At 40.8% G+C, this 22,010-nt stretch carries 20 protein-coding genes; 12 read left to right on the top strand and 8 right to left on the bottom strand.

Annotated elements, in window-relative coordinates; translation table 11 throughout:
• Positions 1–187 precede the first annotated feature (187 nt).
• From TOL9009_RS0131610 to TOL9009_RS41135, 9 genes are all read left to right on the top strand, one after another.
• Positions 188–1,123, top strand: a complete 936-nt coding sequence (locus tag TOL9009_RS0131610) for a DNA adenine methylase (protein ID WP_029637410.1) — start codon at positions 188–190, stop codon at positions 1,121–1,123.
• Complete coding sequence (locus TOL9009_RS0131605; protein ID WP_029637409.1) at positions 1,098–1,841, top strand: hypothetical protein; 744 nt, start codon at positions 1,098–1,100, stop codon at positions 1,839–1,841. Before TOL9009_RS0131610 ends, TOL9009_RS0131605 begins: the two co-directional genes overlap by 26 nt.
• 108 nt (positions 1,842–1,949) lie before the next feature.
• Complete coding sequence (gene ppk2 / locus TOL9009_RS0131600) at positions 1,950–2,903, top strand: polyphosphate kinase 2 (protein WP_242055106.1); 954 nt, start codon at positions 1,950–1,952, stop codon at positions 2,901–2,903.
• A gap of 246 nt (positions 2,904–3,149) precedes the next feature.
• Positions 3,150–8,069: a DUF4011 domain-containing protein gene (locus TOL9009_RS0131595; protein WP_029637407.1), complete on the top strand. Its 4,920-nt coding sequence runs from the start codon at positions 3,150–3,152 to the stop codon at positions 8,067–8,069.
• Positions 8,070–8,418: 349 nt separating this feature from the next.
• Positions 8,419–9,366, top strand: coding sequence for a M48 family metallopeptidase (locus TOL9009_RS0131590; RefSeq protein ID WP_029637406.1), 948 nt, complete (start codon positions 8,419–8,421; stop codon positions 9,364–9,366).
• Between the two features lie 70 nt (positions 9,367–9,436).
• Entirely contained in the window at positions 9,437–9,604 is a 168-nt protein-coding gene (locus TOL9009_RS46455; protein ID WP_186227789.1) for a PIN domain-containing protein, read from the top strand.
• 298 nt (positions 9,605–9,902) lie between these two features.
• The gene (locus TOL9009_RS0131585; protein WP_242055108.1) at positions 9,903–10,157 is read left to right on the top strand and encodes a hypothetical protein; all 255 of its coding nucleotides are present in this window, start codon (positions 9,903–9,905) and stop codon (positions 10,155–10,157) included.
• Entirely contained in the window at positions 10,135–10,464 is a 330-nt protein-coding gene (locus TOL9009_RS0131580) for a type II toxin-antitoxin system PemK/MazF family toxin (protein WP_029637404.1), read from the top strand. The genes TOL9009_RS0131585 and TOL9009_RS0131580 overlap by 23 nt, the downstream gene beginning before the upstream one ends.
• A 71-nt stretch (positions 10,465–10,535) precedes the next feature.
• Positions 10,536–11,162: a hypothetical protein gene (locus tag TOL9009_RS41135; protein WP_144238425.1), complete on the top strand. Its 627-nt coding sequence runs from the start codon at positions 10,536–10,538 to the stop codon at positions 11,160–11,162.
• Between the two features lie 75 nt (positions 11,163–11,237).
• On the opposite strand, the gene TOL9009_RS0131570 is transcribed toward TOL9009_RS41135, so the two are convergent.
• The 3 genes from TOL9009_RS0131570 to nifH all read right to left on the bottom strand — a co-directional run bounded on the left by TOL9009_RS0131570 (position 11,238) and on the right by nifH (position 14,287).
• Complete coding sequence (locus TOL9009_RS0131570) at positions 11,238–11,483, bottom strand: DUF2281 domain-containing protein (protein WP_029637403.1); 246 nt, start codon at positions 11,481–11,483, stop codon at positions 11,238–11,240.
• Positions 11,484–11,799: 316 nt separating this feature from the next.
• Positions 11,800–13,215 carry a nitrogenase molybdenum-iron protein alpha chain gene (gene nifD / locus TOL9009_RS41130; protein WP_051503165.1) on the bottom strand — a complete coding sequence of 472 codons (1,416 nt, stop codon included), beginning with the start codon at positions 13,213–13,215 and terminating at the stop codon, positions 11,800–11,802.
• Between the two features lie 175 nt (positions 13,216–13,390).
• A complete protein-coding gene (gene nifH / locus TOL9009_RS0131560) occupies positions 13,391–14,287 on the bottom strand; it encodes a nitrogenase iron protein (protein WP_029637402.1) in 897 nt (298 codons plus the stop codon).
• A 56-nt stretch (positions 14,288–14,343) separates the two neighbouring features.
• Here nifH and TOL9009_RS48025 point away from each other — a divergent pair, with 56 nt between their 5' ends.
• Positions 14,344–14,514: a hypothetical protein gene (locus TOL9009_RS48025; protein WP_186227734.1), complete on the top strand. Its 171-nt coding sequence runs from the start codon at positions 14,344–14,346 to the stop codon at positions 14,512–14,514.
• A gap of 147 nt (positions 14,515–14,661) precedes the next feature.
• Here the strand turns inward: TOL9009_RS48025 and TOL9009_RS0131550 are convergent, their stop codons facing one another.
• The 5 genes from TOL9009_RS0131550 to nifB form a co-directional block, all read right to left on the bottom strand.
• Positions 14,662–15,018, bottom strand: coding sequence for a group I truncated hemoglobin (locus tag TOL9009_RS0131550; RefSeq protein ID WP_029637401.1), 357 nt, complete (start codon positions 15,016–15,018; stop codon positions 14,662–14,664).
• Between the two features lie 147 nt (positions 15,019–15,165).
• A complete protein-coding gene (nifU, locus tag TOL9009_RS0131545; protein ID WP_029637400.1) occupies positions 15,166–16,068 on the bottom strand; it encodes a Fe-S cluster assembly protein NifU in 903 nt (300 codons plus the stop codon).
• A gap of 219 nt (positions 16,069–16,287) precedes the next feature.
• Positions 16,288–17,496 (bottom strand): cysteine desulfurase NifS, encoded by a 1,209-nt coding sequence (gene nifS / locus TOL9009_RS0131540; protein WP_029637399.1) that lies wholly within the window; start codon positions 17,494–17,496, stop codon positions 16,288–16,290.
• A gap of 230 nt (positions 17,497–17,726) precedes the next feature.
• The gene (locus TOL9009_RS0131535; protein WP_029637398.1) at positions 17,727–18,062 is read right to left on the bottom strand and encodes a DUF362 domain-containing protein; all 336 of its coding nucleotides are present in this window, start codon (positions 18,060–18,062) and stop codon (positions 17,727–17,729) included.
• A 158-nt stretch (positions 18,063–18,220) separates the two neighbouring features.
• Complete coding sequence (gene nifB, locus TOL9009_RS0131530) at positions 18,221–19,666, bottom strand: nitrogenase cofactor biosynthesis protein NifB (RefSeq protein WP_029637397.1); 1,446 nt, start codon at positions 19,664–19,666, stop codon at positions 18,221–18,223.
• Between the two features lie 954 nt (positions 19,667–20,620).
• On the opposite strand from nifB, the gene TOL9009_RS41125 reads away from it, so the two are divergent.
• Positions 20,621–20,899, top strand: a complete 279-nt coding sequence (locus tag TOL9009_RS41125) for a hypothetical protein (RefSeq protein ID WP_051503164.1) — start codon at positions 20,621–20,623, stop codon at positions 20,897–20,899.
• Between the two features lie 35 nt (positions 20,900–20,934).
• Positions 20,935–21,879: an NAD(P)-dependent alcohol dehydrogenase gene (locus TOL9009_RS0131520; RefSeq protein WP_029637396.1), complete on the top strand. Its 945-nt coding sequence runs from the start codon at positions 20,935–20,937 to the stop codon at positions 21,877–21,879.
• Positions 21,880–22,010: the final 131 nt, after the last annotated feature.

Genomic DNA, 22,010 nt, shown 5'->3' with positions numbered 1-22,010 from the left:
CAATATCATCATGATTGATGAGTGTCATCATTGTGCCAGCAATGATGATTTAAATGGTGAGTCTGTAGAATCTACAACCGATACAACACACAGTCATGGGAAACTGCTTCTAGACTAAAACCTTTGTTACCAGATTATTTCTCATTCTCGTGGTAGAGTTATCTAGATAATTTGTTCTTTATTTGAGATGACTAGTCTCCCACATCCAATTCAATATCAAGGCAGTAAGAGAAATCTAGCTTCAGACATTCTCAGATTTTTACCTAACAGATTGGAGAGGCTGGTAGAGCCATTATCAGGAACAGCCGCAATTAGTATCGCTGTTTCTTATAAAGAAATTTCACAAAAATTTTGGATTAATGATCTAAATAAACCTCTAGTTGAGCTACTGGAGATGATTGTAGAAAAACCAGATGAAATAGCAGATGCTTATACCGATATATGGAATGAGCAGCATGATGATTCTGTAGAACACTTTTATCAAACCAGAGAAAGATTCAATAAAACCAACAACCCAAAGCTTTTTCTATACTTGTTGGCTCGATGTGTAAAAGGTGCTGTACGATATAACTCTGAAGGGTTCTTTAATCAAAGCCCTGATAAAAGGCGAAAGGGAACCCAACCTGAGAAGATGAGGAAAAATATAGAAGGAGTTTCTAGGATTCTTAAAGGGAAGTGTATATTTACATACTTGGATTATAAAGATGTTCTAGCTGAAGTTAGAAATAGTGATTTTGTCTATATAGACCCCCCATATCAAGGTGTATGCGGCAATAGAGATTCAAGATATTATTCTGGAATTAATTTTGATGATTTCGTCATAGCTATCAAAGAATTGAATCGCAAGGGAATCATGTTTGCGATTAGTTATGATGGCAAACGAGGAAATAAAACCTTTGGTAAGGAATTACCTGAAGAATTAGGACTAGAAAAAATTGAAATCGAAGTTGGGCGATCGTCTCAAGCAACATTATTAGGTAGACAAGAAATTACAGTAGAGTCTTTGTATTTATCATCAAGTTTATCGCGCGATCGCAATTTAGATTTGGAGAGCTATATTAGCAAGGAACATAAACAGATTACTATGCAGGAACAGCATGGACAGTTCTCAACAGCACCCTGACTTCCCTGATGATTTCGTACAACTTTGTCAGTCAGTAACCGCTAAAAGACCAAAAGCTGTTTTTGATCATATTTTACAATATGGTTTTGTAACAACGGAGGAGTTGAAAGAAAGATATGGCTACAATCATCCTCCCAGAGCGGCTAGAGATGTTAGAGAACATGGAATTCCTCTAGAAACACTCCGCGTTACAGGAACTGATGGAAGGAGAATAGCTGCTTATAAATTTGGAGATATCAGTAAGGCTAGATTTTCTAGCCTATCTGGTAGAACAGGTTTATCTAAGCAGTTGAAGGATGAATTGATCAAGAGATATGGCTGTAAGTGTTTCATCTACTTGGAGAAAGTTGATAAGCGCGAATTACAAATCGATCACCGCGTTCCTTTTGAAATTGACGGAGAGCCAGAGCTATTGGCTGAAAGCTTTATGTTACTTTGTAGTTCAGCTAATCGGGCAAAATCTTGGTCATGTGAGCATTGTGAAAATTGGAAAAGTATAAAAGACAAATCTATTTGCTTATCATGTTACTGGGTGTATCCAGAAAGTTACACCCATGTTGCGATGCAACAAGTTAGGAGGATAGACCTTATGTGGCAAGGGGAGAATATTGAAATTTATGAAAGATTAAAACAACAAGCAGTAAGATTAAACAAAGAAATACCTGAATTTATCAAAGAGATTATTGAACGAGAAATTAGGCAAAGCGGTGACAGCTAATACTATTTTAATTTCCAACTCTCACTAATAGAAAGTAAGATAAATAAAAGCAGAAGGGAAAGAGAAAAAATGCTTATCTAAGCTATACTTTATAGATAAACTCTAATTATGCCGATTCAATGGCATGGAGTCACTACGATGTCAATTAATGAAGTTGAAAACCAGCCAAATAATGATCTAGCTCAACCCGCTACAGAGTTAATAGAAAAACTAGTGAAGGCAAAAGACAAGAAAAAATCTAAAAAATCAAAACGGATTTTTGATGGTAGCACAGAAGCTTTTGCCAAGAAAATTCCCAAAAAGACTTTTGAAACTGAACTAAAGCAACTCCAGATTGAGCTAGTCAAAATGCAATACTGGATTAAGCATGTCGGCTATCGGGTTGTTATTATATTTGAAGGGCGTGATGCTGCCGGCAAAGGAGGAGTAATTAAACGCATTGCCGAGCCACTTAATCCTCGTGGCTGTCGTGTAGTTGCCTTGGGAACTCCCTCCGATCGCGAGAAAACTCAGTGGTATTTTCAGCGTTACGTGCAACATCTTCCCACAGCAGGCGAAATTGTCCTTTTCGATCGCAGTTGGTACAATCGAGCTGGAGTTGAACGGGTGATGGGTTTTTGTACTGAAGCAGAATATGAAGAATTTATGCAATCTTGCCCTGAATTTGAACGAATGTTAGTGCGATCGGGCATTGTTTTAATAAAGTACTGGTTTTCGGTCAGCGATGAAGAACAAGAGAAACGCTTTCTTTCTCGCAGTCACGATCCCGCAAGACGCTGGAAACTCAGCCCAATGGATTTGGAATCACGCGATCGCTGGGTAGAATATTCCAAAGCAAAAGATACCATGTTTGCTTACACAAATATTCCAGAAGCCCCCTGGTTTACAATTGAAGCAGATGATAAAAAACGTGCGCGGCTCAACTGCATTCATCATTTATTGAGCAAAGTTCCTTACGAAGATATGACACCTCCTCCCTTAGAGCTTTCGTCTAGACCGGTGGCAGAGGATTATGTTCGCGCTCCCCGCAATGAGCAGTTCTTTGTCCCTCAAGTATATTAGGGAACATCACGTACAGCAGATTTCAGGTAAATGAAGTACATATATAAAACCTAAAACCCCCTTAGAGACGTAGCACTGCTACGTCTCTACGTGTATTCGATTAAAGCGATCGGGTGCTGTAAAAGTCATCGGTGATGGAAATTGAAAACTACGAAACTAAACATACAGCAGATTGCAGGCAATTGCTCACACAATAAAAGGTTAGTATAATCTTAAACAGTAGCCTTATTTGCGAGAAAAGCGAGTATGCGACAGTCAGCTTCAGACTCTCAACAAAACCTTGCTCAAAAAATTGAAAAGTGGAAAGCTGGGCTGGCTGACTTAGGACGACGAAATCCTCTCATCAAGTTTCGGCAAGATAGTCCTCGAATATTAGAAATTCTGACAGAGGAACCAGATGTTCTCTTCAAAAATCTGACAGAAGAGAAGAAATCGCTTCATTTTCTCATAATTGATAGCGAAGATGAAGATATTACTCAGTTGAAAAAAACTAAAGCATTACCACCAGAAAAAAATCCTCTGGAATTAATTACTCGTCAAAGAGGCAGTGAGCAACTGAAACGACTGAATAAATTGCGTCTGGAAGCACGACGCTCATTTGAAGAACGAGGGGTAAACAGTTTATTTCTAGCGCTGGGAACGTTGACTTGGTATGACAAGGACAAGAATAAGCCAGACGATGTTTTAGTATCACCACTAATTTTAGTACCTGTAGAGTTAATTAAAGAACCTAGACGAGATGTTTATAAAATATCTGTCTTAGATGAAGATGTTGTATTAAATCCAACGCTGACACAAAAGTTAAAGCAAACTTTTGGGATTGAGCTTCCAGAGGGAGAAGCTATACAAACACTAACTTATGACGAAATTCTTGGTGAAATTAGGAAGCTATTAGCAGAACAAAAGACATGGCAAATTAAAGAGAATGTGTTTCTCTCGCTATTTTCTTATGCCAAGGCTGCAATGGTTCGGGACATTATTGAAAATGAAGCTCTAATTTTTAATCACCCAATTTTACAAGCAATTAGTGGTGATTTAACTAATTATCAGTCTAATTATAGAGAACCCGTACCTGCATCTGATCTAGATTCACAAGTTAAACCTGAGCGAATATTTCAAATTCTTGATGCTGACTCCAGCCAACAAGTCGTAATTGAAGCTGCAAAATCTGGTTCTAGCTTTGTGGTTCAAGGTCCACCAGGAACGGGCAAAAGTCAAACTATTGTTAATATGATTGCAGAACTGGTTGGTGATGGCAAATCAGTTTTATTAGTTGCAGAAAAAGAGACAGCACTGAGTGTAGTTTATCAGCGCATGGCTGAATGTGCTTTAGACCATGTGTGTCTTAATCTCCATCATAGTGGAACAACAGATAAACGGGAGCTTGTCAAGAATTTATCGAAAACTATTGAATATATTAAACAAATATACAGCGCAGAAAATAATCATGCTTTCTTTAAGCAGCTTGTTTCTACTCGTCAATCGCTAAAATTATATTTGACAAGTTTACATGCAAAAGAAGAACCTTTAGATAAATCCCCGTTTGAGATATTTGGTGAGCTTTTAAAAAAGGAACGCGAAGCAGTTCCTAACATTAATGTCATATTTTCAAACTTCAGCCAATGGAATGGTAGTAGATTACAACAAGCAAAAGATTTATTAAATCAATTAGCGCAATTTCTGCCTTTTTTTAAGGGAGAGAAAATAACTATTTGGGCAAAAAGTTCCCTAGATTCTTATTCTTATGAGATGGAATTGCAAATTACCGATAAAATAGAGCAATTTCAGCAAGCCATTGTTTTAGTCCAAAAGATTAATCACGAATTACAGGGGATTCTACAAGTTCAATTTTTGTTGAATTTAGAGTCACTAGATAAGTGTTATCCAGCCATAGACTACATACGAAAAGCTCCATTAAATCTGCCAGAAAACTGGACTGGAGTAGATGTATCAATTGCTCAGGATGCTTTCACTATTCTGCAAACAGACGTTCAAGAGATTGAAAAAAATAAGCTTTCGCAAGAAGCTGAAAATTTGCTGGGTCGGCTTTCTTCATTTCTACCATTTTTAAGAGGAGAAAAAACAACTATTTGGGCGCAAAGTACTTTAAACTCTTGCTCTGAGTCGTTAGAACTAGAAATAAAGGATAAAATCAATAAATTTAAACAATCAATTTCTTCGATTCAGACAGCTAGCCAACAAATTCAGAAGATTCAACCCTTATTGAATTTGGAAAATCTAGAAGCTTGCTTTCCCGCTTTTAAACATATATTGAAAGCTCCAGATAATTTACCGGATAATTGGCATGAATTGGATATTTCAACGGTTCAGGATGCTTTCAGTAAGTTGAAACGCAATGTGAAATTTATCGAAGAAAATGAGCCAGTTTTAAAACAAAAATACTATCCGGAATTATTCTCTTCAGAATTACCTGCTTTAGCTAATAGATATCAGAAATATAGTCGCTTTTGGTTGATTAGGATTTTTAATCGCAGATACAGACGCGATATCAAGCTTTTGAAGAAACTAAGCATTAAAAAGGGGCAGGTTTCCCACAACGAATTAAAACGTGATTTGGCACAAGCTGTTGAAGTACAAGCTAGACGAAACGAGCTATATCAAAGCAATTACCGTCAGGTTTTTGGATCTTTATTTAACCCGGAAGTTTCTAATGAGGGAGAATTAAAAGTAATTGAACAAGCTTTAAGTTGGTTGACTGACTTACAAAAGTATTCACTTCCTGCTGAGTCAGTCCAGCGTGTTATAAATTCTCCCTCTAAACGACGTGAACTGGCAGAACTAGTTAAAAAACTTGAATCCCTTCTTGAAGATATTAATGAGGGGATAAATTTCTTATTTTCATACTTTAATGAAAATGATATTATTGGGCAATATCTGCCTCGGAATGAAATTTCATTTACTGAACTGGCAACTTTTTTAGACCAAGCTCAATCCGATTTACCCGACTTCCGCAAATGGTTGACATATAAAGAAATCTATAGGCAACTAGAAAGTTTAGGAGTCCAAGATTTCTTAGATGCTTTGCATGATAACAAACCTAATCCTATTGAGTCTGTGCGAAATAGGCTACGTCATATTGACTACCAACCTCGTCAGGTTTTTGGATCTTTATTTAACCCAGAATTTTCTAGTGAAGCAGAGTTAAAAGAAATTGAACAAGCTTTAAATTGGTTGATTGGCTTACAAAAATATTCGCTTTCTGCTGATTCCGTCCAGCGCGTAATAAATTCTCCTTCTAAACGACGCGAACTGGCTGAATTAGTTAAAAAATATGAGTCAACCCATGACAGTATTAGGCAAGGATTAGATTTCCTTTTATCGCACTTTGATGAAAGTGACATCACAAATTCTTACCTACCTCGTAATCAAATTACTTTTGTCGAACTAGAAAGCTTCTTAAGCTTGGCTCAATCGGAACTGACTTACTTCCAAGAATGGTTGACCTATAAAGAAACTTACCATAAACTCGAAAATCTGGGTAATAATAAGTTTTTAGATGCTTTACGTGATAATCAAATTCAACCAGAGCAATGGTTTTCAGTTCTAGAAAAGCGAATTTATCAAATATGCCTTGATGCTATTCTTGTCAGAAAACCTGAGTTGAAGAATTTTAACTTTGAAGTACACGAACGGCAAATCAAAGAGTTTGCTAAACTCGATTATAATCAACTAGATGCTGCGAGAGAACGTCTAAAACAGCTTCATGTGCAACGCTGGCAAAACTGGGAAAAGACTTCACTTGCTCTAGCTGAAATACCAAATTTGAAAAGAGAAGCGAATAAGAAAAGCCGACATTTACCCATCCGTAAACTCCTCAACGACACACAAAAGGGAATACCAAATCTCGTCAAAGCTTTAAAGCCTTGCTGGATGATGAGTCCACTTTCGGTTACTCAATATATAAATCCAAATGTAGTTCATTTTGATGTTCTCATTTTTGATGAAGCATCCCAGCTTCGCACAGAAGATGTTGTTCCTGCGATTATCCGTTCTAATCAAGTTATTGTAATTGGGGATAATAAACAGCTTCCCCCCACATCATTCTTTGCAACCGGAGACAGTCAAGAAGATATCGATAATCAAGATGATGCAAGCTATGAAAGCGTTTTGGATGAATGTTCAAATTTTATGTTTGGACGCACGCTAAAATGGCATTATCGCAGTCAGGATGAGGGTTTAATTGCTTTCTCCAACCATCATTTTTATGACTCTCAGTTAGTTACATTTCCAAACCCAGTTCAAAACCCAGATTTGGGAGTATGGTTTAAGTATGTTCCTGATGGCGTTTACGATCGCGGTAAACGCAAAGATAATCGACGCGAAGCTCAAGTGGTTGCTCAGTTGGCATTGGAGCATTTTCAACGGTTTCCCGAACAATCTCTTGGTATTATTGCCTTTAGCGAAGCCCAAGCAGACGCGATTCGGGAACAAATTGAGATTTTGGGGAAAGAATATTCCGATCTAGAAACGCTTTGCAGGGATAACTCACCGCAGTTTTTTCTCAAAGCCTTGGAAAACGTTCAGGGTGATGAGCGAGATGCTATCATACTCAGTGTTGGCTATGCTCGTGATGATCAAGGCAAGCTTTATCTCAACTTTGGTCCCCTGAATAAGCAAGGTGGAGAACGACGGCTCAATGTAGCTGTCACACGGGCAAAAAGCAAAATTACACTCGTTTCTTCCATTGTGGCTGGTGACATCGACAAAACGCGCGCCGAAAGCAAAGGTGTAAAATTACTACATGATTACTTAGAATACGCAGCGAGTGGTGGAGAAAGACTGCAAGGCAACTCTTATACAGATGCACTTAAATTTGACTCGCCATTTGAAGAAGATGTTTATCATGCTTTAGTCCAGCAGGGATACACTATTCGCACCCAAGTTGGATGTTCAGGATACCGCATTGACCTTGGTGTAGTCAATAATAATCGCCCTGGTGAGTTTTTACTGGGGATTGAGTGCGATGGTGCATCTTACCATAGTTCACCTACTGCCAGAGATCGCGATCGCCTCAGACAACAGGTGCTTGAAAGGCTAGGTTGGAAAATTCACCGCATCTGGTCAACAGACTGGTTTCGTAACAAACCTGTTCAAGTTCGTCTGTTGATAGAAAAAATCAAACAACTACAACAAATGAATAGCTAAATTGAAATCTTTTTTAAACTTAGTCAACGTAAAGTCACTATAAGCCATTTGCATTGCCTCACTCTTATTTGCTCTCATTTGGTTCATTGTTTATGCTTACAGGTGCAAGATATAAGTTCCCTACGGGTACACACTTTGTAGGTCAAATGCGTGTATAAAATGAAGTTATTTTAAATTTAGTAACAGGCGATCGCTATATTTAGTTTACATTTGTGAAAGCAGGAGAAATAAAAAAATCCTTCGTTTTCTAATATTGATTAATTCAGTTAGGGCGATCGCATTCACGCGAAAGCACTTTATACTTAGTTTTGATTGGCTCCAAAGACAGTTACAAATGCGCGCAAATTCTATGACAAGAAAAGTACTAACTGGATTAAAGTCAGACGTTTACGAACATCCTTTCGATCGCAAAGCGCTGGCATCTTTGGAGAAAATGCCCGGAGTGTCTTTGCTGATGAAAAAAGTCAACGAGTATGGCATCGATCGCTTGCTTAGACTTCGATGCTTAGGTGCTGATTTTCGAGTCACATCCAAGAACTTTCCGGTGTTGCATTTATCGTTGGTAGAAGCTTGCCGCGTTTTGGACGCACCTTTACCGGAACTGTATCTGTTTCGCGGTACGGGACATATCCGCACTATCACAATTGGGGTGGAAAGTCCGATTGTCAACATCAATTTAGAAACATACGAATGGCTCTCACCAGAGGAACTAGTATATGTCATGGGGCATGAAATTGCTCACATCAAGAGCCAGCACATGCTTTATCATCAAATGGCGTTAGTGATGCCAACTATAAAAGGCTTAATCAATTCTGCCACATTAGGCTTGGGTGGCTTGGCAGCCAGTGGGATGGAAGTTGCATTCTGGAATTGGTTGATGATGGCAAGGTTTACCTCGGATCGAGCGGGGTTACTGGCTTGTCAGGATGTAAATATAGCTATAACTACATTGATGAAACTGGGGGGACTCCCAAACGAACATTTGACACCAGTGGTGATTTCAGAATTTCTCAATCAGGTAGAGGAATTTACAAGCAAGGAGTTGGATAATCCAGATAAACTCATGAAACTGCTTAGTTTTAGCGAATCGAATAGTTCCTGGATCATTCTCCGCGCAGCTGAACTATTGAAATGGGTTAATTCCGGTGAGTACGAAGCGGTGAAAAGCCAGCCTAACCTAAAGAAATTAGAAATTAACCAGTCAGAGACAGACGATCAATTAGAGAAAGAAGATCAATTAGAAAAAGAAGATAAAGCCGAAAGCGAGAAAGATTGGAATTTCTTGACGAATTGGTAAATAAAGTAAGTGGCGATCGCACCGGGTAAACTTAGCCGTTAAAGTGTATTTAAGTTAGACAGACTTATTTATGCTCAAGCGCGATCGCTTAACTTCTAACTTCACCCAGTATAAATATGCAGTGGCGTGTTGTCGAGTTGGGGCGATCGCACTATCTCATAAATTAGTTTTATTAACGCGCAATCATCCGGATTTCAGTAAAGTACCCGGATTGTTAATAGAGGTAGTAACAGTTTAATGCACAAGAAGTAGCCCGTCGCAGACATCGCCTAGTTTCTTGTCGAGTGAGAGCGATCGCAACAACAGTCTACTTCTTTTACTGCGATCGCGCTTTCTCGTAAATTAGTTTTATTAACGCGCAATCATCGGGATTTCAGTAAAGTACCCGGATTGTTAATTGAGAATTGGACAGTTTAATGCACAAGAAGTAGCCCGTCGCAGACATCGCCTAGTTTATTGTCGAGTGAAAGCGATCGCGCTTTTCCTATTACTCAGAGGAAGGCATCCACGCGCCTTACACAGAATTTTTATGCAGTATGAGATATGGTAATGATATAGAATTAAAACTGTTGTTGTCATTATGTAATATGTTGAAAACTCTGTGGGCTACTGTTCGTCAAGGAAAAATTGAATTACTTGACTCAGAGGAACTTCCTGAAGGTACCAGGGTTTTAGTGACACTTCTCCCCGATGAGCAGGCTGACTTCTGGCTTCAGACAAGTCAGGTGTCACTCAACACAATTTGGGACAACACAGAGGATGATGTTTATGCCCAGCTACTCCAAAAATGACATCATCTTGGTTCGGTATCCTTTTTCAGATTTATCTGGCTCAAAAGTTAGACCGGCAGTTGTTGTGAGTGCGCCGCATGTTTCTCAAGATGTCTTTATTGTACCGCTAACCAGCAAAACTACATCCTTACTTGTTGGTGAATTCGTGCTGTCAGATTGGTCAGGAGCCGGATTAAATGTTGAGACAGCAGTAAAACGGGGTTTATACACAGTACAGCAGAGTTTGGTCGTTGCGATTATAGGTAAGTTGACTGACTCCGACATTGAGCAAGTACAACGATCTCTGCGTACATGGCTGGGGTTGTGACACAACATAACATCGTATAGTTGTTTATCTAGCAAAAGCGATCGCAACAACACTCTACTTTTTTACTGAACATGAGTACGTTTATCCAGATGCAAGCCGTCATAGAAGCGCCTTACTATGAAGGTGAGTTTCTTTGTCCTTGGGAAGTTCCAGAGGTTAGACCCTTTTCATTGATCCGTTTATGGGGAGAAATGACCTACCCAGAAATCGGATTGGTTTTTGCACAATTAGCTCAGTACAACCAAATAGAACTTTCAAGCGATAAACAAGTAGTCCTAAAACAAATCCTCAAAGCGAAAAGTTTGGTGCTACCGGGTGGGATCCAAGTAGTCTGCACCGGGCAGGATACTATTTCCCCAAGCTGTTGTTGCGGACTCGAAACGTGGCGAGAATGGATAGATTTTCTGAAAACAGGTCAGTCACCCTGGTTAGGACACGATCCAAGTCCGTGGGTTGAGGGGTTAGGTGATGTTGTTCGTATTTGGTCAGATGGTGGGATAGAACCAGCGAGTAGTGCCTCTCATATTGATGTTTCGCGCTCTCAGTTCGAGAAAGCACTGACACTTGTAGAACATGATCTTCAGGGGTTTCTGTTTTGCATTGAGAGTTGGACACAAGAAATTGGTTTTGTAGAGTCAGGCAAGTTATTTCAGAAATTTGAGGAGTGTTTTAACGTTAGGAGGAGACATACAAAGTGATAGTCGATGCGAACCGTCTCAGGGTGAAGATTATGAAAAGAGAATGGCAGCAGCACTGCGAATCTATGCAGAAGCTCACCAAATGGGGCAAAAGTAACAAGTTACATATTGTTTGTTCGTCGCTAAATCACCGGGGCCACCATCGACACAACCAGCAAATTGTTGAGCTGCTGCCAAAAATGAAATAGGCTCAATTTGTTCAATGTTTGTGTTTTGTTGTGCTATTTGACTTTGCAGAAACTCAATAAAATTTAAGACCTCTTGTTGCTTCTCTGGTGGGAGCGATCGCATTTTTTCAGTGGCAGCTTGTATAATACTCAAGAAAACCTCCAGACGTTATTCATTCGTCTTTTCTGCATCCAATTGCTTCAGTCTAGCAGGCTAACACTTTGTAGATCAAATGCGCCTTTGCGCGAAACAAAAAAGATTTGGGCAATTAATCTAAAAAAACGTCATTAAAAATAGTCTTTTATTTGACAGTTTTTCTTGAAGCAAAATGCAATCAAAATCTAAAAACCATACTCCATAAGAGTTATACTGTCTAAAGCATCAAAACAGATTGTTCCTACATAACCCTGCAACTCGCATTTAGGCTAGAAATAGGCTCTTTTTCCTCCCGCCGCCAAAAAACCTTGCATTATATCGATTGTAAGAGCGTTTGCGTAGCATTGCCGAAGGCATCGCTAGGTTCGGAGTAATCCCAAGAGTGCATTTGACGGAAAGGAAGACCCATCTTTTGGAAAACATACTTCTCTTTCACACCAGAAGCTACGAGGTCAGGCTTCAGTGCTTTGATAAACTCCTCGAATTCGTAAGCGGTAACGTCGTCATAAACGATAGTGCCGTTTTCGATGTAGTGAGTGGTACGTTTGTAATCGTCATTATGAGCGAACTCATAACCTGTACCAATCATCTTCATACCCAAGTCTAGGAAAGCTGGGACAACGTGGCGAGGACGTAGACCACCAACCATGATAGCAACAGTCTTGCCTTCCAAACCTGGACGATACTTAGCAATTACCGCATCCATTGTTGGCTGATATTTGGCAATTACCTTCTCAGCATTTGCTTGGATTGTCTCGTCAAATTTAGAAGCGATTTCCCGTAAAGATTCAGCAATCTTGGTAGGACCAAAGAAGTTGTATTCCAACCAGGGAATACCATAAGCTTCTTCCATGTGACGGCTGATGTAGTTCATCGAACGGTAGCAGTGAATCAAGTTCATCTTCACGTTCGGTGTCATCATCATTTCATTGATGGTGCCATCACCCGACCATTGAGCGACTACGCGCAAGCCGATTTCTTCTAACAAAATGCGGCTAGCCCAAGCATCACCACCGATGTTATAGTCACCAATAATTGCTACATCGTAGGGAGTACCCTCGAATTGTAGTTTGCCATCTTTCTTCTCTTTGTCTGCTCTGGTGAAAACCCAGTCACGAACCATGTCGTTAGCAATGTGGTGTCCCAAAGACTGAGAAACACCCCGGAAGCCTTCGCAACGCACGGGAACTACAGGCTTTTCAATTGCTTTTGCTGCTTTTTTAGCAACAGCTTCAATGTCATCCCCAATTAGACCGATGGGACATTCAGATTGAATGGAAACACCACGGTTGAGAGGGAAAAGTACATCGAGTTCTTCGATTAGCTTGAAGAGTTTTTTGTCACCACCGAAAACGATATCTCTTTCTTGGAAGTCCGAGGTGAAGTTCATGGTGCCAAAGCTGTCTATACCTGTGGTGCCGATGTAGTAGTTACGACGACCAGACCAAGACCAGTAACCACAACCTACAGGACCGTGGCTGATGTGGATCATGTCTTTGATGGGACCCCAAACCACACCCTTAGAACCTGCATAAGCACAACCACGAGCGGTCATTACACCAGGAAGAGATTTGATGTTAGACTTAACGCCGCAGTCAGCTTTGCCTTCTTCAAATACGTTTAAGTGCTTTTCCCGTTTTTTCTTCGCTTTGTCGGGGTAAGCTTCGAGAACTTCTTTAATTAGTTCTTTTCTTTCTTCGATGATGTTCTTGTTTTCTGGAGGTGTCATATTCTGCCTCAGTAGGTCTTAAGGATCTGGGAATAGGGAAGGGAAGGGCACATTTTATTGCTGATCTTCCCTCTGGGGTTGGGGACTTGTAGTCCCCGAAGGGGTAGAAGGAGGGGAGAAAGTAAAAGGGAAATTATGCAATTTACTCCTTTTTTCTTTTTCCTTTTAAACGGACTTATACTACAGGAGCTTCGACAGCACTCTTACCAACCATCTTCTCTGTGTTTTCGTCGCTTTCGAGAACACCAAATTCAATCAACAATTCTTCTAGCTCTTCCATTTCGATGGGTGTGGGGATAGCTAGATTTTTGTTTTCGATGATCTTGGTAGCTAATGCACGATATTCTTGACTTTGATTGCTGTCAGGTGCGTACTCGTTGACAGTCATCCGACGCAATTCTGCGTGTTGAACGATGTTGTCGCGAGGTACATAGTGAATCATTTGGGTGTTCAAGCGTTTTGCCAGGGTTTCGATTAGTTCGATTTCCCGGTCAACGTTACGGCTGTTACAAATCAATCCACCCAAGCGCACACCACCAGTGTGAGCATATTTCAAAACACCGCGAGCGATGTTGTTAGCTGCATACATCGCCATCATTTCACCAGATGTAACGATGTAGATTTCTTGTGCTTTGCCTTCACGGATAGGCATAGCGAAACCGCCACATACAACGTCACCTAATACGTCGTAAGATACGAAGTCAACGTCTTGGTAAGCACCGTTTTCTTCTAAGAAGTTAATAGCGGTGATGATACCACGACCGGCGCAACCTACACCGGGTTCTGGACCACCAGATTCTACGCAACGAACGTTGCGGAAGCCGGTGAGCATGACTTCATGCAGTTCTATATCTTCAACAGCACCACGTTCAGCAGCCAATTGAAGAACGCTTGTTTGAGCTTTGCTGTGCAGCATCAAACGGGTGGAGTCAGCTTTGGGGTCGCAACCCACAATCAAAATGCGCTGACCCATTTCTGCCATAGCTGCAAGGGTATTTTGAGAGGTGGTAGATTTACCAATACCGCCTTTACCGTAGAAAGCTATCTGTCTAATTTTTTCATCAACGGACATGATTGTTTTGCTCCTGCAATTGGTTGATTAATGGTTAATGGGTATGCAGCGTTTGTGTGATGGGTTCACGCCCGATTTACAGCGCTGACCGCGAGAAGAACGTGCCTGGAGGCGATCGCTCTCCCAAAATTATTGAAAGCATCATCGTTTCCTCGTTAAATTTGTTTTCTTTTAGTTTTATGATTATTTTTTATCACTGGTCATTAGTTTTAACTAATGACCAATGAGCCTAAGAATTAGGCACTTTACAAATACGTCATAATTTGTTTCAGTGCTTAATAAGAAGTAGAACTTGACCCGCGCTTTGCCCCAATTCAAAATTCAAAATTACAATCTTCTTTGGGAATGAGCGAATTTTGAGTTGGTAGCAGGGACTATTTGTTTAAAATAGCACCCTTCAATTTTTCAACACGAGCAACTGCGGCGTTTGTGTCTTCAGCTGAAGCACCACCTACAGCCATTGAATCTTTCAAATGCTTAACGATCGCATCGAAGTGTGGCTGCTGTAGATTCATACCCGCGTGGGTTGCTTCCATTGCGCGTCCCTTGTATTCGTTGGGACCTTCAAAAATTTGAGCGAAGAAAGCAACTTGATGCTGACGTTGCTTTTCCATGTCTGTTTTAGCAAAAAACGGTTGGAGGGTGTTATCTGCTAAAATACGTTTGTGGAAATCCTGGACTACTTTATCCAGAGTTGGTTTTCCGCCAAGTTTATCGTACAACTTGTCCATATCTTTCTCCTTTGAAGCGAGTTGGATGACTAATATGTGGTGTTGCTGTCTTTTGTCAGTAGGACGGAAAGATCGCAAGTTATTTGGGTCAAATCCTACTTTCTCTACTTGGCTGATACTATGACGTATTTGTAGAGTACTTAAACCTTAGAACAATGGCTCAACTGCTTCGACGACTATGCTTTGAGAAATGCGATCGCGCAATCTCGCTTCAATCGCAATTTTCAAGGTTGCAGTACTACTAGAACAAGAACCACATGCACCTTGGAGTAGAACCTTAACGCGATCGCCTTCGACATCGTACAATTCGACATCTCCACCATCGGCTAGCAATACAGGTCTAACTTCTTCATCCAGCACTTTTTGAATGAGTGCGATTTTTTGGACGGTCGTCAACGGTCTAATTTCTGTAGCAACCCCGCCCTTATTACTTGCAGGAGCGGCGATTGGCAGTGCAGATTCCCTTTGCACTTCTTTAATTATATCATCAATAGTCGCTAAACAAGAACCGCATCCGCCACCAGCTTTAACGTAATTTGTTACTTCCTCTGCGGTGATAAGACTATTCTCTCTGATTACGCGGCGAATCTTTGTATCGCTGATGCCAAAACAAGTACAAATTAGCGCACCTTCATCATCATCGTCATGAACTTCGCGCTCAATGCCTCGATAATTAAAGATAGCAGCTTCTAAAGCTTCTTGTCCCATTACCGAACAATGCATTTTGGCTTCAGGAAGTCCACCTAAATAATTAGCGATATCTTTGTTTGTGACTTCGAGCGCTTCATCAAGAGTTAAACCTTTAACTAATTCAGTCAAAGCACTACTTGAAGCGATCGCACTCGTACAACCAAAGGTTTGAAAGCGTGCATCAAGAATCTTGTCTGTATCAACTTGAACTTTTAGATGCAATCTTAAAGCATCACCGCAAGCAATACTACCGACTTCACCAGTAGCAACCTTAACATTTTGTTCAGCAGTTTCTTCTATTTCACCCTGATTTTTGGGATTGTAGAAGAGTTCTAATACTTTGTCTGTATATTCCCACATAAGTTGATTTTAGATTTTCGATTAGGGCATTGGGAATTGGGCATTGGGCAATTTGAGGAGGGGGAAAGGGGAGGCAGTGCGTTGCGCGGGTTCCCCGCGTTGTAGCAACTGCCGTGAAAGGGAAAGGGGGAAAAAAATATTCCCGGAGTAATTTAAATAACTCTTTATTTCCATACCTTTACCCTTTACCCTTTAACCTTTTCCCCTCTTCAAATCCCCCTAGCGATGAGCGAGTGTTTGCTCTTGTGCTTGCAACCAACCTGCTTGATCGTTTTTGAAGGGTGACATATCGCGCAGACGTTGGATAATATCGGGCATTACCGCGATAACTTGGTCAATTTCAGCTTCTGTTGTGTAGCGACAGAGGCTGAAGCGGATTGAGCCGTGTAAAATCGTGTAGGGTAAGCCCATTGCTCGCAGAACGTGAGACGGTTCGAGAGAACCAGAACTACAAGCAGAACCGGAAGATGCACAAATACCGTGTTGGTTTAAGTAAAGGAGAATTGCTTCACCTTCGATATATTTGAAGCCGATGTTGGTAGTGTTGGGTAATCTCTGCGTTGTATCGCCGTTCACTTCACAATCGGGGATTTTGCTGAGTATGGCTTGTTCGAGGCGATCGCGCAATTTTCTTTCTCGCTTTGTCGCTTCTTCTAAGTGTAACATTTCCAATTCCGCAGCTTTGCCCAAGGCGATAATTCCGGGAACGTTTTCTGTTCCTGAACGGCGTCCGCGTTCTTGTTGTCCACCAATTAGGAAGGGACGGAATCTTACACCGCGTTTCACATACAGAACACCAACTCCTTTTGGTGCGTGTATTTTATGACCGGACATCGTAAGCATATCGATGGTGCTGGTCTTCATATTTAGCGGGATTTTACCAACCGCTTGCACCGCATCTACATGAAATATAGCACCATACTCTTTGACGCGCAACCCAATTTGCTCAATTGGGAAAATTACACCGGTTTCGTTATTGGCATACATAATCGTCACCAAAGCGGTGTTACCAGTCAGGGAAGCTTCTAGTTCATCTAGATCCAATTGTCCCTTACCATTCACCGACAAATAGGTAACGGTGTAACCTTGAGTTTCCAGTTGTTTGCAGACATTCAGCACTGCTGGATGTTCAACTTGGGTGGTAATGATGTGACGCTTTTCGGGTTGCGCTAACAATGCAGCGCGAATGGCAGCGTTATCACCTTCTGTACCGCAACTGGTGAAGATGATTTCTGAGTCATCACATCCTAGTAAGGCTGCAACTTGTTGACGCGCTTGCTTTACCGCTTTACCAACTTGCCCACCAAAGGTGTGCATACTCGAAGGATTACCGTAAAAATCTGTCATGTAAGGCATCATTGCCTCTACTACTTCTGGATCTACTTTGGTTGTGGCGTTGTTATCCAGATAAATGCAGTTCTTTTGCATTGCTTTTTACTTAATTTAAGAATAGCGCAAATTTGTCTTTATATTGAAAGTTTTTAGAGGTGTAGCAATCTTATTTGCAATTATGTAAGAAAACGAACCGCAGAGGGCGCAGAGGAGGAGGAGAAAGAGTTATTCGGATTGGTAGTGTATGAAGTGTAATAGGAGCAAAAAGGATGCGTTATCACTTTTGACACTTCATACAATGAGTCATTTATTGGCTTCAATTTTAGTTATTTGCTGTTGATTTTTTGCAATTGCTCGGCGTATTTTTGGGAATAACAGTTAAACCAAGTTTCCCAATAATCTGGTTCTTTTTTGAGATTTTTCACTATATTGTTGTAAGTGTCAAACCATGATTCCCAGTAATCGTTTGGCTGTTTAACGCAGCCGTTACAAGTGGGACAACCGGCTTTACATTGAGGCACGCTATAAACACTATCAACGCAGTTTGTACAAAGGTCGGGGTCAATCCAGTGGTTTCCGTCAATTATTTTAATTGCGCCAACTGGACATACAGATGCACACAGTTTGCAGGAAATACATTGGCTGGTAATTTTGTAAGCCATGATTATTCTCCTTATAAATTAGGGGAATAGTGGTAGTTAGTAGTTAGTAGTGAGCGGTTTACCGCTCGTCGGTGAGGATTTTAACGGCTTAAGCCGTTACTACGTTAAGGAGGGTTTATTTATGCTCATCTACTTAACTACTAACTACTAACTACTAACTATTGCTTATTCCATTGTTGGTAAAATTCTAATGCAACTTTTTCGATGACGTCGTAGCTTTCAACAGTCTGTATTCCAACTTCTTGTAATTTTGTTTTTGGACATTCGCCAATTTTGGAGACTAAAACCGCTTTGCAATCTGCGATCGCTTCTATAATTTTTTCTAGTGTGGCTTCTTCTCCATATCCACCTTGGCAGAAGTGGTCGATTTTGCGATGACTCACAAAGCGAGCTTCGTTGCCATCCACTTCATAAATTTGGAATTCTTTCGCATGACCGAAGTGTTGATTTACCAATCCGCTACCTTTGGTTGCAACTGCAACTAAGATTTTGGGACTATTTTGTACAGACGCGATTAATCGCGTCTCTACTTTGGCTTTTTCTTTAGCTGCTTTGATTTCTTGTTGGAATTTCTCAATTCCTTCGTGGACTTCTTGACGTTTAGCCAAGTCGTATTCGGGTGTTATTTCCAAGATTTTATCTTTGGTAAATTCTTGGCTGCGGTCTTCTCCTAATAATCCTACCGCATCTGCACGACATTGACGACAATGGCGCATCATTTTCATGTTGCCGGAGCAATCATCTTGAACTGCTTTGAGTTCTTTCGGTGTAGGACCACGCTGTCCGGTTAAGCCGAAGTGGGTACCGTGTTCTGGTGCAGAAATCAACGGCATAATGTTATGCAAGAATGCACCTTTGGAGCGAATGACTTTATTTACTTCTACTAAATGTTCGTCGTTAATTCCGGGAATCATCACCGAGTTGACTTTGCATAAGATGTCAGCTTCTTTCAAAGCTTGGAGTCCTTCCATCTGCTTTTCGTGCAGAATCTTGACTCCTTCAATACCTCTGTAACGCTTGCGGTTGTAGTGAACCCAAGGATAAATCTTGACCCCGATTTCTGGGTCTACCATGTTGATGGTGATGGTGACGTGATCGATATTAAGTTGTTTAATGCGATCGACATATTCGGGAAGCATCAATCCGTTTGTTGACAGACAAAGCTTAATATCTGGTGCTTGTTCGGCAATCAACTCAAAGGTGCGGAAGGTCTTTTCTGGATTCGCTAGTGGATCTCCAGGACCTGCAATTCCCACAACTGTCATTTGGGGAATCTTGCCTGCAATCACCAATGCTTTGTGCGCTGCTTCTTCGGGAGTTAGCAATTCGCTAACTACTCCAGGACGACTTTCGTTCGCGCAGTCATATTTCCGGTTGCAATAGTTGCATTGAATGTTACAAGCTGGCGCAACTGCAACGTGCAACCTAGCGTAGTGATGATGTGCGTCTTCACTATAACAAGGATGTTTGGCGATGCGCTCTTTGGTCTTTTCGTCCATTTCGACGACGTGGCTAGTATCGCTCTTACGTCCGCAACCACCGGATTTTGCTTTGGTTGGTTCTGTGACGGTGGTGTTGATAACTTCTGTAGACGGTAGTGTCATTGAATCTCGCAAAAATCGGTGGACTGTGGCTGCCACTGTGGGAAATGGAAGTACTACCTGTAGAATTGAAGTCGCGTCTACACTCACTTTGTCTGACGGATGCAGGTTGTAAAACCCTGGTTTGCGACTGGTGTGTGTCAACGTTTGAATCGTGGTGTGTACAGCCGCGACTTCTATTTACAGGATATGATGCTATCTCATCCCTCCACTCACTAATCGCTCTTCTATCTGGGAGGAAAATAAGCTGTTGTCGTTATCAGAGCGCTTAGTGATTGGCGATATAAGATTTATATCAGTCGTTCACTAAGTCGTTGAAGCGATCGCTCTGGATAGAATTTATTGAATTAGTTAAGCTTGTACTCAAAAGATGAAACCCACTTTCTATTTGAGTTTCAAGAATTAAAAAATATTTTTTTGGGTAGGGGTACTAGTATTTTCTGATAGGGGTACTAGTATTTAAGGAGGAGGGTGCAGGGGTTTGATGTACTCAACTCTAATCCAATGCTCATAAGAATTAAAGCAGAATTTTAGCTTTTTTTTATCTCTCTTAGGTTGTACTCAAGCTACCCTTAAATGCATCAACAAATACCATTTGTGACGGATTTAAAGGGCGAAAATCCGGAGTAGGCTTATATAGACTACTCCAGAAAATTGCGAAATCAATTCTGTATACAACATATCATTTTTTTCAGGGAAAAAATGCCGTTTATTTTTTTTTAATATTTTGGTGAATGTTAATGAGATTAAGTTGCACATAAAAGTGGGTTTTGATGGCGCAAACCCGCTTGTATGGGGAGATGCAGCGATGCGGATATTTTGCAAATTAAGGGCGATCGCGCTACAAGTTTTGTAATAATCGCCTTGCAGATGATACCTTACCAGATAAAATCTGTAGTGTTCCGCGAATGTTGTAAAAGTTATCCTAGTCATAACCTACGTTAAATAACCAAACCAATGTTGCAATCAGTAGAAGGTATTTATCAAAACGGCAAAGTTGAGTTACTCCAACTTCCCACAGATGTTGATGAAGCACGAGTAATTGTTACTTTTGTTCCTAAATCTGGTTCTTTTGATTTGCCATCTCGCGGTATAAATCAGGAACAAGCTGCTAATCTACAAGCTAGGCTACAAAGTTTTGCCCAAGATTGGGATAGTCCTGATATGGCAGCTTACGATGTCAACGATCCGCTAAGAAAAGAGGAAATAGGTAACTTTGTCGCGGGAAGGGAGTAGTTCAAAGAAAAATTAAAGTAGTTAAAAAGGAAATTATGAAAGCGATCGCTATTCGTGGTTACGGTTCGGCTGATGTGTTGCAGTATGAGGATTTACCTACACCGAAAATAAAATCAGATCAGTTGCTGGTCAAGGTTCACGCTGCTAGCGTTAATCCGGTTGATTGGAAAATCCGTCAAGGAATGTTGCAATTGATTACAGGTTATGCATTCCCGAAGATTTTGGGGTTTGATTTGTCCGGTGAAGTGGTAGAGGTTGGCTCTGATGTGACGCTCTTCAAACCGGGAGACTTGATTTATGCTTGTTTAAGTGTTGCTTTTGGGGGAGCTTATGCAGAATATGCTGCTGTTCCTGAAAAAGTTGCGGCAATGAAACCGGCGAATATGACCTTTGAAGAAGCAGCTTCTTTGCCTGTAGCTGCGGGTACTTCGTTGCAAGCTTTGCGAGATTTGGGAAACATTCAACCATTACAAAGCGTCTTGGTGAATGGTGCTTCCGGTGGTGTGGGCATTTTTGCGGTGCAACTTGCGAAGATTTTTGGGGCTGAAGTGACGGCTGTTTGCAGTAGCAAAAACTTTGATTTGGTGAAGTCTTTGGGAGCCGATCGCTTGATTGATTACAAACAACAAAATTTCACTCAAGATGCTGCACGGTATGACATTATCTTTGATGCGGTGGCGAAAGAATCCTTTTCTAGCTGTAAAGAAGTTCTTAAACCTAACGGTATTTACATAACTACATTACCAAGTCCTGATACTTTTGTGCAAGGTGCTTTGACTGCGCTGATTCCTGGTAAAAAAGCCAAATTCATTCTTTTTAATTGCAACACTGAAGACTTGACTTATCTTAAGGATTTAATTGAAGCTGGCAAAATGCGAACAGTAATTGATCGCACATTTCCTTTAAATGAATTAGCAGCAGCGCATACATACAGCGAAAGTGAGCGCACGGTCGGGAAAATTGCGATCGCGATCGCTTAGAAATATGAATTTAATAAAAGAGAGACGTAGCATTGCTACGTCTCTACAAGGGTTGCGGACAACGCATAGTTTATTTTCACTTTCTATTTCTAATACAAAACCTCACCCCGATAAAGCTGTGCTTTATCTCC

The organism is [Scytonema hofmanni] UTEX 2349 (assembly GCF_000582685.1).
Taxonomy (GTDB): domain Bacteria; phylum Cyanobacteriota; class Cyanobacteriia; order Cyanobacteriales; family Nostocaceae; genus Hassallia; species Hassallia hofmanni.
Note: the sequence above shows the minus strand (reverse complement) of the source record. Positions and strands in the feature narration are given on the sequence as shown.

Bases quoted from the DNA above. Each gene is read 5' to 3' on its own strand.
- TOL9009_RS0131610 (WP_029637410.1), top strand. From the start codon at position 188: ATGACTAGTCTCCCACATCCAATTCAATATCAAGGCAGTAAGAGAAAT.
- TOL9009_RS0131605 (WP_029637409.1), top strand. From the start codon at position 1,098: ATGGACAGTTCTCAACAGCACCCTGACTTCCCTGATGATTTCGTACAA.
- ppk2 (WP_242055106.1), top strand. From the start codon at position 1,950: ATGCCGATTCAATGGCATGGAGTCACTACGATGTCAATTAATGAAGTT.
- TOL9009_RS0131595 (WP_029637407.1), top strand. From the start codon at position 3,150: ATGCGACAGTCAGCTTCAGACTCTCAACAAAACCTTGCTCAAAAAATT.
- TOL9009_RS0131590 (WP_029637406.1), top strand. From the start codon at position 8,419: ATGACAAGAAAAGTACTAACTGGATTAAAGTCAGACGTTTACGAACAT.
- TOL9009_RS46455 (WP_186227789.1), top strand. From the start codon at position 9,437: ATGCTCAAGCGCGATCGCTTAACTTCTAACTTCACCCAGTATAAATAT.
- TOL9009_RS0131585 (WP_242055108.1), top strand. From the start codon at position 9,903: ATGAGATATGGTAATGATATAGAATTAAAACTGTTGTTGTCATTATGT.
- TOL9009_RS0131580 (WP_029637404.1), top strand. From the start codon at position 10,135: ATGCCCAGCTACTCCAAAAATGACATCATCTTGGTTCGGTATCCTTTT.
- TOL9009_RS41135 (WP_144238425.1), top strand. From the start codon at position 10,536: ATGAGTACGTTTATCCAGATGCAAGCCGTCATAGAAGCGCCTTACTAT.
- nifD (WP_051503165.1), bottom strand. From the start codon at position 13,215: ATGACACCTCCAGAAAACAAGAACATCATCGAAGAAAGAAAAGAACTA.
- nifH (WP_029637402.1), bottom strand. From the start codon at position 14,287: ATGTCCGTTGATGAAAAAATTAGACAGATAGCTTTCTACGGTAAAGGC.
- TOL9009_RS0131550 (WP_029637401.1), bottom strand. From the start codon at position 15,018: ATGGACAAGTTGTACGATAAACTTGGCGGAAAACCAACTCTGGATAAA.
- nifU (WP_029637400.1), bottom strand. From the start codon at position 16,068: ATGTGGGAATATACAGACAAAGTATTAGAACTCTTCTACAATCCCAAA.
- nifS (WP_029637399.1), bottom strand. From the start codon at position 17,496: ATGCAAAAGAACTGCATTTATCTGGATAACAACGCCACAACCAAAGTA.
- TOL9009_RS0131535 (WP_029637398.1), bottom strand. From the start codon at position 18,062: ATGGCTTACAAAATTACCAGCCAATGTATTTCCTGCAAACTGTGTGCA.
- nifB (WP_029637397.1), bottom strand. From the start codon at position 19,666: ATGACACTACCGTCTACAGAAGTTATCAACACCACCGTCACAGAACCA.
- TOL9009_RS41125 (WP_051503164.1), top strand. From the start codon at position 20,621: ATGTTGCAATCAGTAGAAGGTATTTATCAAAACGGCAAAGTTGAGTTA.
- TOL9009_RS0131520 (WP_029637396.1), top strand. From the start codon at position 20,935: ATGAAAGCGATCGCTATTCGTGGTTACGGTTCGGCTGATGTGTTGCAG.